This window comes from Sediminicoccus rosea (assembly GCF_033547095.1).
Taxonomy (GTDB): Bacteria; Pseudomonadota; Alphaproteobacteria; order Acetobacterales; family Acetobacteraceae; genus Roseococcus; species Roseococcus rosea.
The window spans coordinates 2,974,217-2,988,603 of record NZ_CP137852.1 but is presented as its reverse complement, the minus strand read 5'-3'; the positions used below and the strand labels follow the sequence as shown (position 1 = coordinate 2,988,603).

Annotated in this window: 12 protein-coding genes and 1 pseudogene; 5 read left to right on the top strand and 8 right to left on the bottom strand. The window is 71.7% G+C overall.

The window, feature by feature from the left end:
• Nucleotides 1-37 precede the first annotated feature (37 nt).
• Nucleotides 38-1,012: a Bug family tripartite tricarboxylate transporter substrate binding protein gene (locus tag R9Z33_RS14450; protein ID WP_318647283.1), complete on the top strand. Its 975-nt coding sequence runs from the start codon at nt 38-40 to the stop codon at nt 1,010-1,012.
• 4 nt (nt 1,013-1,016) lie between these two features.
• Here R9Z33_RS14450 and R9Z33_RS14445 read toward each other — a convergent pair whose 3' ends face one another.
• From R9Z33_RS14445 to hemP, 8 genes and pseudogenes are all read right to left on the bottom strand, one after another.
• A complete protein-coding gene (locus R9Z33_RS14445; protein WP_318647282.1) occupies nt 1,017-3,329 on the bottom strand; it encodes a xanthine dehydrogenase family protein molybdopterin-binding subunit in 2,313 nt (770 codons plus the stop codon).
• Between the two features lie 70 nt (nt 3,330-3,399).
• A pseudogene (locus R9Z33_RS14440) lies at nt 3,400-4,149 on the bottom strand (heme ABC transporter ATP-binding protein); the annotation flags it as partial.
• 8 nt (nt 4,150-4,157) lie between these two features.
• Nucleotides 4,158-5,159, bottom strand: coding sequence for a FecCD family ABC transporter permease (locus R9Z33_RS14435; RefSeq protein ID WP_318647280.1), 1,002 nt, complete (start codon nt 5,157-5,159; stop codon nt 4,158-4,160).
• The gene (locus R9Z33_RS14430; protein WP_318647279.1) at nt 5,156-6,016 is read right to left on the bottom strand and encodes a heme/hemin ABC transporter substrate-binding protein; all 861 of its coding nucleotides are present in this window, start codon (nt 6,014-6,016) and stop codon (nt 5,156-5,158) included. Before R9Z33_RS14430 ends, R9Z33_RS14435 begins: the two co-directional genes overlap by 4 nt.
• Nucleotides 6,013-7,029 carry a hemin-degrading factor gene (locus R9Z33_RS14425; RefSeq protein WP_318647278.1) on the bottom strand — a complete coding sequence of 339 codons (1,017 nt, stop codon included), beginning with the start codon at nt 7,027-7,029 and terminating at the stop codon, nt 6,013-6,015. Before R9Z33_RS14425 ends, R9Z33_RS14430 begins: the two co-directional genes overlap by 4 nt.
• 22 nt (nt 7,030-7,051) lie before the next feature.
• Nucleotides 7,052-7,942, bottom strand: a complete 891-nt coding sequence (locus R9Z33_RS14420; protein WP_318647277.1) for an energy transducer TonB — start codon at nt 7,940-7,942, stop codon at nt 7,052-7,054.
• Nucleotides 7,943-9,958, bottom strand: a complete 2,016-nt coding sequence (locus R9Z33_RS14415; RefSeq protein WP_318647276.1) for a TonB-dependent hemoglobin/transferrin/lactoferrin family receptor — start codon at nt 9,956-9,958, stop codon at nt 7,943-7,945.
• 175 nt (nt 9,959-10,133) lie between these two features.
• Nucleotides 10,134-10,316 carry a hemin uptake protein HemP gene (hemP, locus tag R9Z33_RS14410; protein ID WP_318647275.1) on the bottom strand — a complete coding sequence of 61 codons (183 nt, stop codon included), beginning with the start codon at nt 10,314-10,316 and terminating at the stop codon, nt 10,134-10,136.
• 110 nt (nt 10,317-10,426) lie between these two features.
• On the opposite strand from hemP, the gene R9Z33_RS14405 reads away from it, so the two are divergent.
• Genes R9Z33_RS14405 through R9Z33_RS14390 form a run of 4 tightly spaced genes read left to right on the top strand, consistent with a single transcriptional unit; the run spans nt 10,427 to nt 14,330 of the window.
• On the top strand, nt 10,427-11,563 hold the full coding sequence (locus R9Z33_RS14405) for an acyl-CoA dehydrogenase family protein (RefSeq protein WP_318647274.1): 1,137 nt from the start codon (nt 10,427-10,429) through the stop codon (nt 11,561-11,563).
• Nucleotides 11,560-12,561 carry an acyl-CoA dehydrogenase family protein gene (locus R9Z33_RS14400; RefSeq protein ID WP_318647273.1) on the top strand — a complete coding sequence of 334 codons (1,002 nt, stop codon included), beginning with the start codon at nt 11,560-11,562 and terminating at the stop codon, nt 12,559-12,561. Before R9Z33_RS14405 ends, R9Z33_RS14400 begins: the two co-directional genes overlap by 4 nt.
• A gap of 30 nt (nt 12,562-12,591) precedes the next feature.
• The gene (locus tag R9Z33_RS14395; RefSeq protein WP_318647272.1) at nt 12,592-13,395 is read left to right on the top strand and encodes a crotonase/enoyl-CoA hydratase family protein; all 804 of its coding nucleotides are present in this window, start codon (nt 12,592-12,594) and stop codon (nt 13,393-13,395) included.
• Nucleotides 13,392-14,330: an SMP-30/gluconolactonase/LRE family protein gene (locus R9Z33_RS14390; protein ID WP_318647271.1), complete on the top strand. Its 939-nt coding sequence runs from the start codon at nt 13,392-13,394 to the stop codon at nt 14,328-14,330. Before R9Z33_RS14395 ends, R9Z33_RS14390 begins: the two co-directional genes overlap by 4 nt.
• The last annotated feature ends 57 nt before the right edge of the window (nt 14,331-14,387 follow it).

Genomic DNA, 14,387 nt, shown 5'->3' with positions numbered 1-14,387 from the left:
TGATGCAGGACCATCCTCGTTGTTGGAGGATTGGCCCATGCGTCGTCGTCAATTGCCCCTGCTTGCGGCACCGCTCTGCCTGCCCGCTGTGCAGGCCCGCGCGCAGGCCGCCTGGCCCACGCGGCCGGTGCGTATCGTCGTCTCCTTCCCGCCGGGAGGGTCCTCCGACATCACGGCGCGCGTGATGGCCGAGCATTATTCCGCCGCGATGAACCAGCGCTTCGTGGTGGACAACCGGCCCGGCGCGGGCGGCACGCTCTCCGCGCTGCATGTCGCGCAGCAGCCGGCGGATGGCTACACGCTCTTCCTCTCGAACTCGGCGCCCATCACCACGTCGCCGCCGCTCTACCCGCAGGCGGGCTATGACCCGATCCGCAGCTTCACCCATGTCACCTACATCGGGGCGGCCCCGGTCGCGATCGTCACCAACCCGCGCTTCATCCCGGCGACGGACCTGCCCTCGCTGGTGGCCTGGATGAAGGCGCAGCCGAGCCCGGCGAGCTTCGGCAGCTCGGGCACCGGCTCGGTCGGCCATATCCTGGGCGAGATGTTCCAGCGGGCGGCCGGCGTGCAGCTCACCCATGTGCCCTATCGCGGCAGCGCGCCGCTCCTGCCCGACCTGCTGAACGGCCAGGTGCCGCTCGCCTTCGACACCATGCCGCAATATGTCGAGCACTTCGCGGCGAACCGTCTGCGCGGCATCGCCATCAGCGCCCCCCAGCGCAACCCCATGGCGCCCAATGTGCCCACGACAGGCGAGGGCGGCTATCCGGCGCTGATCGCGCTGAACTGGGTCGGCATGTCCGGCCCGGCGGGCCTGCCGCCTGCGGTCGTGGAGAAGCTCAATGCCGAGACCCAGGCCGGGCTGCGCACCGAGATCGTGCAGCGCCGCCTGCTGGAGCACGCCATCTCGCCCACGCCGCTCGGCCCCGTGGAGTTCACGGCCTTCGCCCAGCGCGATGTGAACGAGATTGGCGGGATGATCCGCGCGCTGGGGATTACGGCCGGCTAGCGGATCACTCCGCCGCCTGCCGCATCGCGAGCGCGCGCCACACCTTCTCGGGCGTCACCGGCATGTCGATATGCGCGATGCCGAGCGCATCGCAGACGGCGCTCACCACCGCTGGCGGCGCCCCGCAGGAGCCGCCTTCGCCAGCACCCTTCACGCCGAGGTCATTGGACGGGCAGGGGACGACGTTGAGCCCGACCTCCAGGTGCGGCAGGTCAGCGGCGCGCGGCATGCAGTAGTCCTGGAAGGTGGCGGTCAGGAACTGGCCGCTCTCGTCATCATAGCGGGCATGCTCGTAGAGCGCCTGGCCGATGCCGGAGACGATGCCGCCATGGCACTGGCCATGCACCAGCATGGGGTTCAGCGGCACGCCCACATCATCCACCGCGGCGTAGCGCACCACGCTCACCATCCCGGTGTCGGGGTCCACCTCGACCTCGGCCACGTGGCAGCCATTGGGGAAGTTGCACTCGGTATTGCGCTTGTAGAGCAGCTCCTCATCGAGGCCTGGCGTCTCGTTCGGGATGCCCTCGGCGGAAGCGAGCTGCGCCCAGCTGATGGTGCGGTCGGTGCCGGCGATGCGGAACACCTCGCCCTCATGCTCGATATCCGCCTCGGCCGCTTCCAGCAGGTGGGCGGCGAGGCGCCGCGCCTTGGCCAGCACCATCTCAGAGGCGCGGGAGACGGCGACGCCGCCCATCTGCGAGGAGCGGCTGCCGCCCGTGCCGCCACCGGCGGGCACCACGTCGCTGTCGCCCTGGACCAGCTTCACCTTCTCGAAGGGAATGCCGAGGCGCGCATGCAGCACCTGGGCGAAGGCCGTCTCATGCCCCTGTCCATGGCTGAAGGTGCCCACATGCACCAGCGCCTCGCCCGCCTCGGTGATGCGGACTCGGGCCCATTCGGCCGGCTGCCCGCCTGAGGCCTCGATGAAGTAGCCGATGCCCCGCCCGCGCAGCTTGCCCTGCGCCTGGCTCTGGGCGCGGCGGGTGTCGAAGCCCTGCCAGTCCATCAGCGCCAGCGCCTGGGCCTGCGTCTCCTCGAAGCGGCCGCTGTCGATCTCGTTGCCCGCGCAGTTGATGTAGGGGATCTGCTCCGGCTTCACATAGTTGCGGTTGCGGATCTCGGCGGGCGTGATGCCGAAGGCCTTGGCCCCCTGGTCCAGCAGCCGTTCGATCACATAGGCGGTCTCGGGCCGGCCGGCGCCGCGGTAGGCGTCGGTCGGCGCCGTGTTGGTGAAGGCGCAGCGGACGTTGATGCTGACATCCTGCATGTCATAGACCGTGCCCTGGATGCGCCCGCCGGCGACGGTCGGGATGCGCGGGCCGAAGTCGAACAGATAGGCGCCCATGGCGGCGACCGTCTCGACCTTCATGCCGAGGATCTTCCCCCCGGCATCGAAGGCCATCTCGGCATGGGTCACATGGTCGCGGCCGTGCGGATCGCAGAGGAAGGTCTCGGTGCGGTCGGCGCGCCATTTCACCGGGCGGCCGATGCGCTTGGCCGCCCAGAGCACCATCGCGCTCTCGGGGAAGAGCTTGCCGCGCAGGCCGAAGCCGCCGCCCACGTCCGGGCTGATGACGCGCACCTGCTCCTTCGGCAGCTTGAAGATGAACTTGGCCAGGCTCTCGCGCACGCGCACCACGCCCTGGGTCGGGCTGTGCAGGGTAAAGTGGTTCTCCGCCGGGTCGTACTCGCCCAGCGCGACACGCGGCTCCATCGGGTTGCCGACCAGGCGGTTGTTCACCAGGTCCACGCTGACGGTCTTGGCCGCCTTGGCGAACGCGGCCTCGGCCTGGGCCTCGCGTCCGTTCGACCAATGCACGCAGAGGTTGGAGCCGCGCTCGGGCCAGATCACGGGCGCGCCCGCATCCAGCGCCGTCGCCGTGTCGGTGATGCTGGGCAGGATGTCGTAATCCACCTCGATCAGCTCGGCCGCGTCCTGCGCCTCTGCGCGCGTCTCGGCCATGACGATGGCGACGGGGTCGCCCACGAAGCGCACCGCCTCCGTCTGCAGGATGTGGCGGTCCGGGCACCAGAGCGGCTTGCCGTCCTTGCCCGGCACCTCGACCATGACGGGAAACAGGCCGAGGCCATCGGCCTTGGCGTCATGGCCGGTCAGCACCTCGATGACGCCCGGGGCGGCCTTCGCGGCCTCGGTGTTGATGGAGAGGATCTTCGCGTGCGCGTGCGGGCTGCGCAGCACCACCATCCAGGCCTGGTTGTCGCGGTTGATGTCGTCCGTGTAGAGGCCGGTGCCCGTCAGCAGCCGCACATCTTCCTTGCGCCGCACCGATTGGCCAATTCCGAACTTGTCCATCCGTCTCTCTCCTGGGGTTCCGCTCAAACTACTGGCGGAAGCGGCCGGGTGGAACCACCCGGCCGGCGATTCACCCCGGCACGAAGATGGTGGCGCCCCCCACCGCATCCGGCACGCGCCTGAGCCGTACCCCATAGGTGGCGCTGAGCAGCGCCGCGTCCAGCATCTCGCGCGCCGGGCCCGCGGCCAGCGGCACGCCCTCCCGCAGCAGGAGCACATGCGTCGCGTGCCGCGCGGCGAGGTGCAGGTCATGCAGCACCATCACCACGGCGGCACCCTCTGCCGCGCGCGCGCGGGCCACCTCCAGGATCCGATGCTGGTGCCGGAGGTCGAGGCTGGCCGTCGGCTCGTCGAGCATGAGCAGGCTCCGCCCGGGCGGCGTGCCGTGCAGCTGGGCCAGCACGCGCGCCAGCTGCACGCGCTGCGCCTCGCCGCCCGAGAGCGTTCCGTACCAGCGCTCCGCCAGATGCTCGGCCCCCGCCGCCGCCAGCGCGGCCTCCACCCCTGCGTCGCCGCCGCCCCAGGGGATGCGGCCGAGTGCCGCCACCTCCCGCGCACGGAGCGGAAAGGCCAGCGCGCTGGCCTGGGGCATGACGGCGCGGTGGCGGGCCATGCCGCGCGCCGGCCATTGCGGCAGCGGGCGGCCGAGCAGCCGGACCTCGCCGCCATCGGGCCGCAACTCGCCCGAGAGGCAGCGCAGCAGGGTGGACTTGCCCGCGCCATTCGCCCCCAGCACGGCCAGCACCTCGCCCGGCGCCACGACGAGATGCGGTACCTGCAGCAGAACGCGCCCGGCGCGGGTCACGCGTAGCCCTTCGGCGGAGAGGATCATCGCGTCGCCCTCTCGCTGCGCAGCAGCAGAAAGAGGAAGACCGGCGCGCCCAGCAATGCGGTCACGAGGCCGATCGGCAATTCGGCCGGCGCCACCGCGGTGCGCGCCAGCCCATCGGCGGCAGCCAGCAGCAGCGCGCCCATCAGGGCCGAGGCCGGCAGCACCCAGCGATGGCCGGCCCCCCCGGCCAGCCGCACCAGATGCGGCGCCACCATGCCCACGAAGCCGATCAGCCCCGTCGCCGCCACCGCCCCACCCACGGCGAGGGCGACGAGGCCAACCGCCCCCCATTTCAGCCACTCGACGCGGATGCCGAGGCTCGCCGCCTCGCGCTCGCCCAGGATCAAGGCATCGAGGCCGCGCGCCAGCAGGGGCGCGGCCAGCAGCAGCGGCAGCCCGGCCAGCAGGGTCGCGCCCAGCACCGGCCAGGTGGCGCCGGCGGCCGAGCCCATGGTCCAGAAGGTGACGTCGCGCAGCTGCATGTCGTCGGCCGCGTAGATCATCGCCGAGGTGCCGGCACCCGCGAAGGCATTGAGCACGATGCCCGCCAGCAGCAGGCCAGCGACGCCCACCTGCCGCTCGCGCAGCGCCAGCAGCAGGACGAGGGCGGTGACCAGCAGCGCGCCCGCAAAGGCGGCCATCGCCACGGCGTGCGGCCGCAGCGGGGCAGGCACATGCGGCAGCAGCAGGACGATCATCGTGACCGCCCCGAAGGCCCCGCCCGCCGAGACGCCGAGCAGCCCGGGATCGGCCAGCGGGTTGCGGAACAGCCCCTGCATCACCGCGCCCGACAGCCCGAGCGCCGCCCCGGCCAGCGCCGCCAGCAAGGTGCGCGGCAGCCGCAAACCCCAGATGATGGCGCCATCCGCCCCAAGGCCCGCGCCAAAGACGGCGCCCACAACGCGCCAGGGCGGGATGGGCACGGCGCCCACGCCGAGCAGCAGTGCAAGGATCATCAGGGTGAGGGCTGCCAGCAGCGGCAGGCGCCAGAGGGTCACAGCCAGGGGCGCTCCGGCAAGGGGGGAAGGGGAACGCCGCGCAGGGCAGAGGCCATGTCGCGCGCCGCATGGGCGCTGCGCGGGCCAAAGCCCAGCAGATAGAGGCTGTCCTGCGTATAGAGCCGCCCGGCGCGGGCGGCGGGCAGCAGGGCGAGCTGCGGCTGCGCCAGGAAGGCCGAGGGACCGCCGCGCGCCTCCACACTGTGCTGCGGCGCCACCAGCCAATCGGCGCCGAGCGTCAGCGCCGCCTCGGGCGAGAGCGGGCGATACCCCTCATAGCCCTCGATGACGTTGCGGATGCGCGCGAGGCGGAACATTGCCGCCGCCGCCGTGCCGCGCCCCGAGGCCTGCGGCGCGCCATTCCCGGCCGAGAGCAGGAAAAGCGCGCGCGGCGGCGGGCCACTCGGCAGCATCGTGTCCAGCGCCGCGAAATCCGCGGCCATCGCCGCCACGACCGGGTCGGGGTCGGCCCCCAGCGTCTCGCCCAGGGCGGTGATGGCGGCGATCAGCCCCTCCGCATCGGTGACGCGCGGCACGCCGATCAGCGGCAACCCCGCCGCGCGCAGCTGTGCCAGCACCGAGGGCGGCCCCGCCTCATGCGCGTGCACCAGCATGTCGGGCCGGAGCGAGAGGACGCCCTCGGCCGAGAGCGCTCGCTGGTAGCCGAGCTGCGGCAGGGCCCGCAGCCGGGTGGGGTGCAGCGCGGTGGAATCCACGCCGCAGATCCGCCCCTCCAGCCCCAGCGCGCAGAGCATCTCCGCGACCCCGCCGCCGGCGACGGCGATGCGCGGGGTCGTGGCATGCGCGAGCACGGGCGCGGCCAGCAGGCCGCTTGCAAGAAGCCGCCGGGTGATCAAGCCGCTTCCTCCCGCGCATGCGTCTGCGCCACGTCGCTCGCCAGGCGGCGCCAGTCCTCGCGCTCGGCCTGGCCGGGCTTGCGCGCGCCGAACAACATCGCGACCGTCTCGCCCGCCGCGTCCAGCAACTCGATGCTGGTGACCGCGCCATCTTCGGTGGGCTTCACGACACGCCAGGCCTCCGCCACGCCGGCCTCGCGCAGATGCAGGTTGAAGGCGGGGTCCAGCACGTTGAACCAGCCGGGGGTCGCAGCCAGCCGGCGCACCGGGCCGGTGTGGATCTGGATGGCGTTGCGGTTGCCAACGAAGACCATGATCGGCACTTCGCGCGCCGCAGCCAGTTGCAGCGTGGTGCGCGCGGCCTCGGGCGCCAGCGGCAGGGCCAGGTCCTCGCCGGCCAGGCGGAAGGCCTGGCGACGGCTCGCCTTGTGGCGGTTCAGCAGCCCGAAGAAGTCATGCGTGTCACGCAGCGCCAGCCAATCCGAGCGCAACGCGCGGCCATCCACCTCTGCCTCCGCCTTGGCCGTGGCCGGGGCGGGCGCGGCTTGCGGAGGTGCTGCCGCGGCCAGGCAGGTGAAGCGCTCCACCAGCGCGGCCCAGGCGGCGCGGTCGGTGTGCTCGGTCGCGAAGATCTTGTGCGCCGCCTCGCCATCCACGTCGAAGATCTGCAGCGAGGGGCGCTCACCCGCCACGGCGAAAGCATGCGCCCAGCGCCGGGTGAAGAGCCGCAGGTCGATGTCGGGCCCCGTCACCAGGATATGGCCGGGTCCGGCCGAGACCTCCTCGAAGCGGCCATGCCGCTCATGCACCGCATGCTCGTTGCGGGTGAGCGCCATGATGCCGCCGAGCGCGGGCAGGGCGGCGAAGAGGGCGGGCCAGTCGGGCCGGAGCGTCGTGCCGCCCTGGAGCGCGACCAGCGCGGCCTCCGTGGTGCCGAGGCGTTGCGCGGCGTCGCGGATGCGCAGGCGCGGCTCCTGGTACATCAATTCGGCATGGCGGGCGCTGAGATTCATGGTCTTGCTCCTGTGGGGTTGTTCAGTCGTCGAGGCGGAAGCGCACGGGCACCTCCACCCAGGCCTCGATGGGGCGTCCGCCTTCGGTGGCGGCGGCGAAGGCCCAGCCGCGCACCGCGGCCAGCGCGGCGTTGTCCAATTCGCCAAAGCCGGAGGACCGGTGCAGCCGAACCTCGCGCGTCTGGCCATCGGGCCCGACCAGCGCGCGGATCAGCGCGGTGCCGGCCATGCGCAAGGCGATGGCTCGCGGCGGATACGCAGGCGGCGTCGGCGGGTGCCGGTAGCGCGCCTGGGTGATGAGGGGGGGCGGCCCCGGGTTGGGCGCGGCGGCGGCGACGGGAATGGCGGCGGCCGCGGGTCCGGCCAGCGTCGTGGCCTCGCGCGGGACGCCACGGCCCATGGCCTGCGCCGGGCGTGGCGGGGGCCGGCGCGGCGCGGCTGCGGGGGGCGTGGGCGGGCGCGGAGCCTCGCTGCGGACGGGCGGCGGTGGCTCGGCCAGGGGCGGTTCCTCCGGGATCGGCTCGGCGGCCGGCGGGGGCGGTTGCGGTGGTGCTTCCGCAAGGGCCGGTGCTTCGGGAATGGGTTCGGCGGGCGCGGCGATGGGCGGCGGCGCGGGCTCGGGCGGCGCTTCGGCCAAGGGAGGGGGCTCGGCGATGGGTTCGGCGGGTGGCTGCTCCGCGTCCGGCGCGGCCTCGGCGAGGGCGGGTTCCTCCAATTCCGGCAGGCCCGGCGGCGGCTCCGCCTCGCCCGCGGAGAGCATCGCGAAGGCGACCGGGACCTCGCGCACCGCCTCCCGGCCAGGCGGGCCGCCGGGCGTGGCGCCGAGCGCGAGCCAGAGGCCCGCGCCCAGATGCAGCGCCAGCGAGGCGCCGGCCGCCCCGCCGGGCAGCCGCTCGGGCCGCGCCGCGCGCATTCAGAAGCTGGCCCGCAGCGCCACGCGGAAGTTGCGCCCCACCTCGGCATAGGCGGGCGTGGGCACGCCGTTCCAGTTGGACCGCCGGTAGGTTGCGTCCAGCACATTGTTCACACCGACATCGAGCCGCAGCGCCGGCGCGAATTCCGGCTGCCAGGTGGCATAGAGGTCCCATACGGCCGACGCGGCGGTGACCCGGTAGCTCACCGTATTGGGCAGGCGGTCCTGCGCGTCGTTCAGCGCGAGGCGCGTGCCGAGCGTCAGCCCCTGCTCCAGGAAGCGGTATCCGCCATTGAGCGTGAGGCGATGGGCAGGGATGGAGGCGAGCGGCGCGTTCGTCTCCAGGTTCGTGCCGCGCAGCGCGGAGGCGGCGAGGCGGGCGAACCAGAAGGGCGTGTCGTATTGCAGTTCCGCCTCGATGCCCTCGATCCGCGCCTCGCCGATATTCGCGCTGGTCGTGGTGGTGCGGCCGACCGTCTGCTCGATGAAGTTCTGGATGTTGTTGCGGAAGATGGCGAGGCGGCCGCGGATGCGGTCATTCGCGTTCAGCACGTCGCGGAAGCGCAGGTCCACGCCCGCTTCGATGTTCTTCGCCGTCTCGGGCTGGAGGTTGGGGTTGGGGACGAAGAAATTGCCCGGGAAGTGCTGCCCGCCGACATAGAGCTCGGTCAGCGAGGGCGCGCGGAAGGCCTCCGAATAGGAGACATAGGGCTGCGCCCAGGGCGTGGCCTGCCAAGCCAGGCTGACGCGGGGCGAGACGCGGCTGTTGTCCTGCGACTGTGCGCCGCTGCCGCGCTCCTGCTGGAAGCGGTCGAAGCGCACGCCGGGCAGCAGCGTCCAGGTGCCGAGGCGGATCTCGTCCTGCAGGAAGAGGCCCATGACATCCTGGTTTGCGCTCGGGAATTGCAGGCGGGGCAGGCCGTTCTGGTAGCCGCGCTGTTCGTCCTGATAGGCTTCTATGCCGGCCACCAGCGTGTGGCGTTCGGGCCCAAACAGGGTGAAGCGCGAGGTGTTCTGCGCCTCGATGCCCTTGGTGTTCAGCCGGGTGCGATCCTGCGCGAAGGGGGCGGCGATGCGCGCCTCGTTCAGCTCGACATAGTTGTTGTAGATCGTGACGCTCGGCTCCAGCAGCGGCATCGCCGGATTGGCGTAGCCGTAGCGGAGCGAGACGCTCTCCTGCAGCGTCGTGCGCTCGGCGATGCCGGTGGTGGTGGCCGTGTTGGCCGCGATGGGGATCTGGTTCGCGTTCTCGTAGCGGCTCGCATTGAGCTGGAAGCGGTGGAAGCCCGGGTTCCAGTTCAGCTTGCCCAGCATGTTCAGCACATTGTCGCCGCTGAACTGGATGATGCGATCGGCGCCGTCCCGGTACTGGCCGTTGCGGAAGCCGGAGGAGGCGACGAGGGTCGAGAAGTCCCCCGCGCGGGCGGCCATGACGCCGAGGCCGCGCGCCGAGGCGCCCTGCGACTGGTAGCCGGCCGAGAAGAAGCCGCCCACCGGCTGGGAGCCGAGGATCACGTCCTCAGGTTCGATCGTGCGGAAGGAGATGACGCCGCCCAGCGCGCCCGAGCCGTAGAGCGAGGAGGAGGGGCCGCGCAGCACGTCCACCTGGCGCAGCAATTCGGGGTCGATGAAGGTGCGGCCGCGATGGCCCGCGTTGAAGTTGTTCCGCACGCCGTCGATCCGCAGGACGATGCGCTCATCGCCCAGGCCGCGGATGGTGGGCTGCAGCGCGCTGGTGCGCGGCGCGCCCGAGATTTCCACGCCCGGCACGTCGCCCAGCAGATCCACCGGGGAGCGCGGCTGGCGCTGGAGGATTTCCTCCCGGGTGATGACAGAGATGGAGACGGCCGAATCGCCCGCCACCTGCGGCGTGCGCGTCGCGGTGGAGGTGACCGTGTCGAGCGGCGTGGCGGCCGGGGCCGTTGCTGGGTTCGTGGCGGCGGGGCTTGCCGTGGCGGGCGCGGGCGCTCCGGCCTCCTGCGCGAAGGCCGGCAGGACCAGGGCGGTGGTCAGCATCAGGGCGGATGGGAAACGGAACACGGCAAGGCCTTGCGGGTGGGTGCCATCGCCCGGCAGGGGGATGGCGCGCTGGCTTGCGGGACGCCCGCTCTGCGGGGCGGATCCGGGGCTGGCTGACGCGGTGAGACGGAGGGAAGGGGAGAGGGAGAGGCGGGAGAGAAAGAGACAGCAACTACTTGGTCAGGATGAGCTTTCCGCCGCGCGTCAGGCGCAGGCGATAGATGTCCTCCTTGTGATGGATCTCGACTTCGGGGCCGTCGCGGAACAGCACCTCGGCGTCGAGGCAGCGGCGGCGGGAGTCGCGGTCCGTCGGTCTGGGCGGGCGGAAGGGCGTGGGGTCATCGGTGTTCACCATGGGCTGATGCGATACCGTAAATGAGAATGACTCGCAAGTGCAGTTGAGGCCAGAGGGTGGAGTTCCGGCTTCCCCCACCCCCTGCTAGCCTCCCGCACGGAGGAAAAATCATGCGTTTCGACCTGCCCGATGCCCCGCCGCGCGCGGCCGAGTTGCGCCGCGAGTTGCGCGACTTCCTGGCCGAGGCCGGGCGCGACTGGACCCCCGACATCCGCGCGCGCTCCTGGATGGGCTTCGACCGTGGATTTTCCCGGGCGGTGGGCGCCCGCGGCTGGATCGGCATGACCTGGCCCGCCGCCTATGGCGGGCACGAGAAGTCGGGACTCGAGCGAATCGTGGTGCTGGAGGAGATGCTGGCCGCCGGCGCGCCGGTCGGCGCCCACTGGATCGGCGACCGGCAGTCGGGCCCGCTCATCCTCAGGCTCGGCACGGAGGAGCAGCGGCGGCGCATCCTCCCCGGTATCGCCCGGGGCGAACTCGCTTTCTGCATCGGCCTCTCAGAGCCGGAGGCGGGCAGCGATCTCGCCAACCTCCGCACCAAGGCGGAGCGCGTGCCGAATGGCTGGAAGCTGAACGGCCGAAAGATCTGGACCACCTTCGCCCACAAGAGCGACTACATGATCGCCCTCGTGCGGACCTCCCCCGCGCCGGAGGGCCGCTCGCGCCATGCGGGGCTTTCGCAATTCCTGGTGGACCTGCGCCTCTCGGGCATTTCCATCCGCCCGATCCGGGATCTCGTGGGCGAGGAGAGCTTCAACGAGGTCACCTTCGACGACGTGATGCTGCGCGAGGATGACCTGCTGGGCGAGGAGGGTGCGGGCTGGGCCCAGGCCACCTCCGAACTCGCCTTCGAGCGCAGTGGGCCGGACCGCTACCTCTCCTCCTACCCGGCGCTGGCGGCGGGCATTGATGCGCTCAACGCGGCGCCCGTGCCGGGGGCCGAAGCCACGATCGGCCGCATGGTGGCGCGGCTGAACACGCTGCGCGGCATGTCGCTCTCGGTGGGCGGCATGCTGGAACGCGGCGAATCTCCGGCGGTGGAGGCGGCACTGGTGAAGGATGTCGGCAATGTCTTCGAACAGGCGCTGCCCGAGCAGATCCGCAGCCTGATGGACCCCGAGGACATGCCGCCCGATTTGCGCCTGCTGCTGGACGACCTGGTGCAGCTGGCGCCCACCTTCAGCCTGCGTGGCGGCACGCGGGAGATTTTGCGCGGCATCATCGCGCGGGAGCTGGGACTGCGATGAGCGAGATGCGCGACATCATCCTGGAGCAGGTCGAGCGCCTGCTGGCCGACCAGGCGGGCGTGGCCCTGCTGCGGCGCGTCGAGGCGGGCGAATGGCCGGCCGGGCTCTGGGCCGAGATGGTCGAGCTGGGCCTTCCCCTGGCCCTGGTGCCTGAGGCCGCCTCAGGCGTCGGCCTGGGCTGGGGGGATGCCGCGGCGGTCTGGCAGGTGCTGGGCCGCTTCGGCGCGCCCGCGCCCCTGGCCGAGGCGATGCTGGCCAATGCCCTGCTGGCCGCGGCCGGGCTTGAGCCGCAGATCGGCTTCATCAGCCTCGGCACGCGCGCCACGCCCTTTGGCCGCTTTGCGCTGCATGTGGTGACGGAGGAGGGGCCCGGGCGCATCGCGCTGCGGCCGCGCGACAGCTATTTCCCCTCTGGCAACCTGGCGCGCGAACCGCGCGACATGGTGGAGCCGGGGGCAGCCCTGCTGGAGGGCCTCCTGCCCAATGGCTGGGGCACGCGGGCCACGCGACTCGGCCTCGCGCTCGTGCGGGCCGCGCAGATCTCCGGGGCGGCGCGGCAAGCCCTGACGCTGGCGGTGGATTGGGCCAATACCCGCGTCCAGTTCGGTCGTGCCATCGGCAAGTTCCAGGCGGTGCAGCAATCCCTCGCGATGGTGGCGGGCGATGTGGCCGCGCTTGATGTGGCGGTGGCCTCGGCCGCGCGTGCGGTGGACGCGCATGGCCTGGACGGCGCCGCCTTCGAGATCGGCTGTGCCAAGATCATCGCCGGCGAGACGGCCGAAAGCGTCGCCGCCAAGGTGCACCAGGTCTTCGCCGCGATCGGCATCACCGAGGATCATGAGTTGCACCACCTCACGCGCCGCCTCTGGGCCTGGCGGGACGAGGCGGGCAGCGCGGTCACCTGGTCCAGCGAGATCGGCCGCGCCGTGCTGGCGCGCGGCGGCGCCAATCTCTGGCCCGACATCACGGCGCGCGACGCCGCGGGCGCGCAGGCTTGAACCGGCCGCCCCACAACAAGGAACCGATGAATGAGTGACTTCCTCAAGATCGAGCAGGACGGCCCGGTCGTCACCCTCACGCTGAACGCGCCCGAGCGACGCAACGCCATCTCCGGCTTCGAGGATTGCGACGAGGTGGAGGCCGCCTGCAAGCGTATCGCGCGCGACGACGCCATCCGCTGCGTCGTCGTGACCGGTGCGGACCCGGCCTTCTGCGCGGGCGGCGACCTCAAGGGCATGCGCGACCGCAAGGGCATCATGGCGGCCGACAGCCCGGCCGTGATGCGCGAGAACTACCGGCGCGGCATCCAGCGCATCCCGTTGGCGCTCTGGGAGCTGGACGTGCCGACCATCGCCGCCGTGAATGGCGCGGCCATCGGCGCGGGGCTCGATCTCGCCTGCATGTGCGACATGCGGATCGCCTCCGACAAGGCGATCTTCGCCGAGAGCTTCGTGCGCGTCGGCATCGTGCCGGGCGATGGTGGCGCCTGGCTGCTGCCGCGCGCCGTCGGCCTCGCGATGGCGGCCGAGATGTCCTTCACGGGGGACCCGCTGAATGCCGAGCAGGCGCTGGCCGCGCGCCTCGTCAGCCGCGTCGTGCCGCATGGGGAATTGCTGGGCGCGGCGCGCGAACTCGCCGCGCGCGTGGCGAAGAACCCGCCGCAGGTGCTGCGCATGACCAAGCGCCTGCTGCGCGAGGGGCAGCACATGTCATTGCCCTCGCTGCTCGAGCTCTCCGCGGCCTTCCAGGCCATCGCGCATGAGACGGAGGATCACAAGGAAGCCGTGAACGCGATGATCGAGAAGCGCCAGGGCGTGTTTTACGGGAGATGAGCGGCATGATCGAGCGCTACCCCGACCCGGCGGTGCGCGTGCTGGACCCGGCCTTCAACGCACTGCGCCTGCCGCTGGCGGGGCTGGAGCGCCTCTGGACCGGCGGCCGCTGGGGGGAGGGGCCCGTCTGGTTCGGCGATCATCGCTGCCTCATCTGGTCCGACATCCCGAACAACCGGATGCTGCGCTGGTCCGAAAGCACGGGCCTGGTGGATGAGTTCCGCAAGCCGTCGAACAACGCGAATGGCAATACGCGGGACCGCGAAGGCCGCCTCGTCACCTGTGAGCACCTGACCGGCCGCGTCGTCCGCACCGAGCATGACGGGCGCATCACCGTCATCGCCGAGCATTATCAGGGCAAGCGGCTGAACAGCCCGAACGACGTGGTGGTGAAGTCCGATGGCAGCATCTGGTTCACCGACCCCCCCTTCGGCCTGCTCGGCTTCTACGAGGGCGAGAAGCGCGCGCCGGAATTGCCGCACACCAACCTTTACCGGGTGGATGGGCAGACCGGCGCCATCACCTGCGTGGCCGATGACGTGGACCATCCGAACGGGCTGGCCTTCAGCCCGGATGAGCGCATCCTCTACGTCATCGAAAGCCGGAGCGAGCCGCGCAATATCCTGGCCTATGACGTGGACGGCGCCAGGCTGCGCAACCGCCGCGTCCTGGTGCGCTGCGAGCCGGGCGAGACGCCGGATGGCTTCCGCGTCGATGTGGCGGGCAACCTCTGGTGCGGCTGGGGCATGGGCGCGCCGGGGCTGGATGGCGTGAAGGTGTTCAACCCTGCCGGCCAGCCCATCGGCTTCATTGATCTGCCGGAGCGCTGCGCCAACCTCGCCTTTGGCGGGCGCCACCGAAACCGCCTCTTCATGGCGGCCAGCAAGTCGCTCTACGCGATCTACACGAGCACCCAGGGAGCGCCGGGCGGCTGAGGGGCTGGCGCGCGGCGCGCATCGTGACACGATGCGCGCCAAGAACCCTGAGGAAGC

Bases quoted from the DNA above. Each gene is read 5' to 3' on its own strand.
- R9Z33_RS14450 (WP_318647283.1), top strand. From the start codon at position 38: ATGCGTCGTCGTCAATTGCCCCTGCTTGCGGCACCGCTCTGCCTGCCC.
- R9Z33_RS14445 (WP_318647282.1), bottom strand. From the start codon at position 3,329: ATGGACAAGTTCGGAATTGGCCAATCGGTGCGGCGCAAGGAAGATGTG.
- R9Z33_RS14425 (WP_318647278.1), bottom strand. From the start codon at position 7,029: ATGAATCTCAGCGCCCGCCATGCCGAATTGATGTACCAGGAGCCGCGC.
- R9Z33_RS14420 (WP_318647277.1), bottom strand. From the start codon at position 7,942: ATGCGCGCGGCGCGGCCCGAGCGGCTGCCCGGCGGGGCGGCCGGCGCC.
- R9Z33_RS14415 (WP_318647276.1), bottom strand. From the start codon at position 9,958: ATGCTGACCACCGCCCTGGTCCTGCCGGCCTTCGCGCAGGAGGCCGGA.
- hemP (WP_318647275.1), bottom strand. From the start codon at position 10,316: ATGGTGAACACCGATGACCCCACGCCCTTCCGCCCGCCCAGACCGACG.
- R9Z33_RS14405 (WP_318647274.1), top strand. From the start codon at position 10,427: ATGCGTTTCGACCTGCCCGATGCCCCGCCGCGCGCGGCCGAGTTGCGC.
- R9Z33_RS14400 (WP_318647273.1), top strand. From the start codon at position 11,560: ATGAGCGAGATGCGCGACATCATCCTGGAGCAGGTCGAGCGCCTGCTG.
- R9Z33_RS14395 (WP_318647272.1), top strand. From the start codon at position 12,592: ATGAGTGACTTCCTCAAGATCGAGCAGGACGGCCCGGTCGTCACCCTC.
- R9Z33_RS14390 (WP_318647271.1), top strand. From the start codon at position 13,392: ATGAGCGGCATGATCGAGCGCTACCCCGACCCGGCGGTGCGCGTGCTG.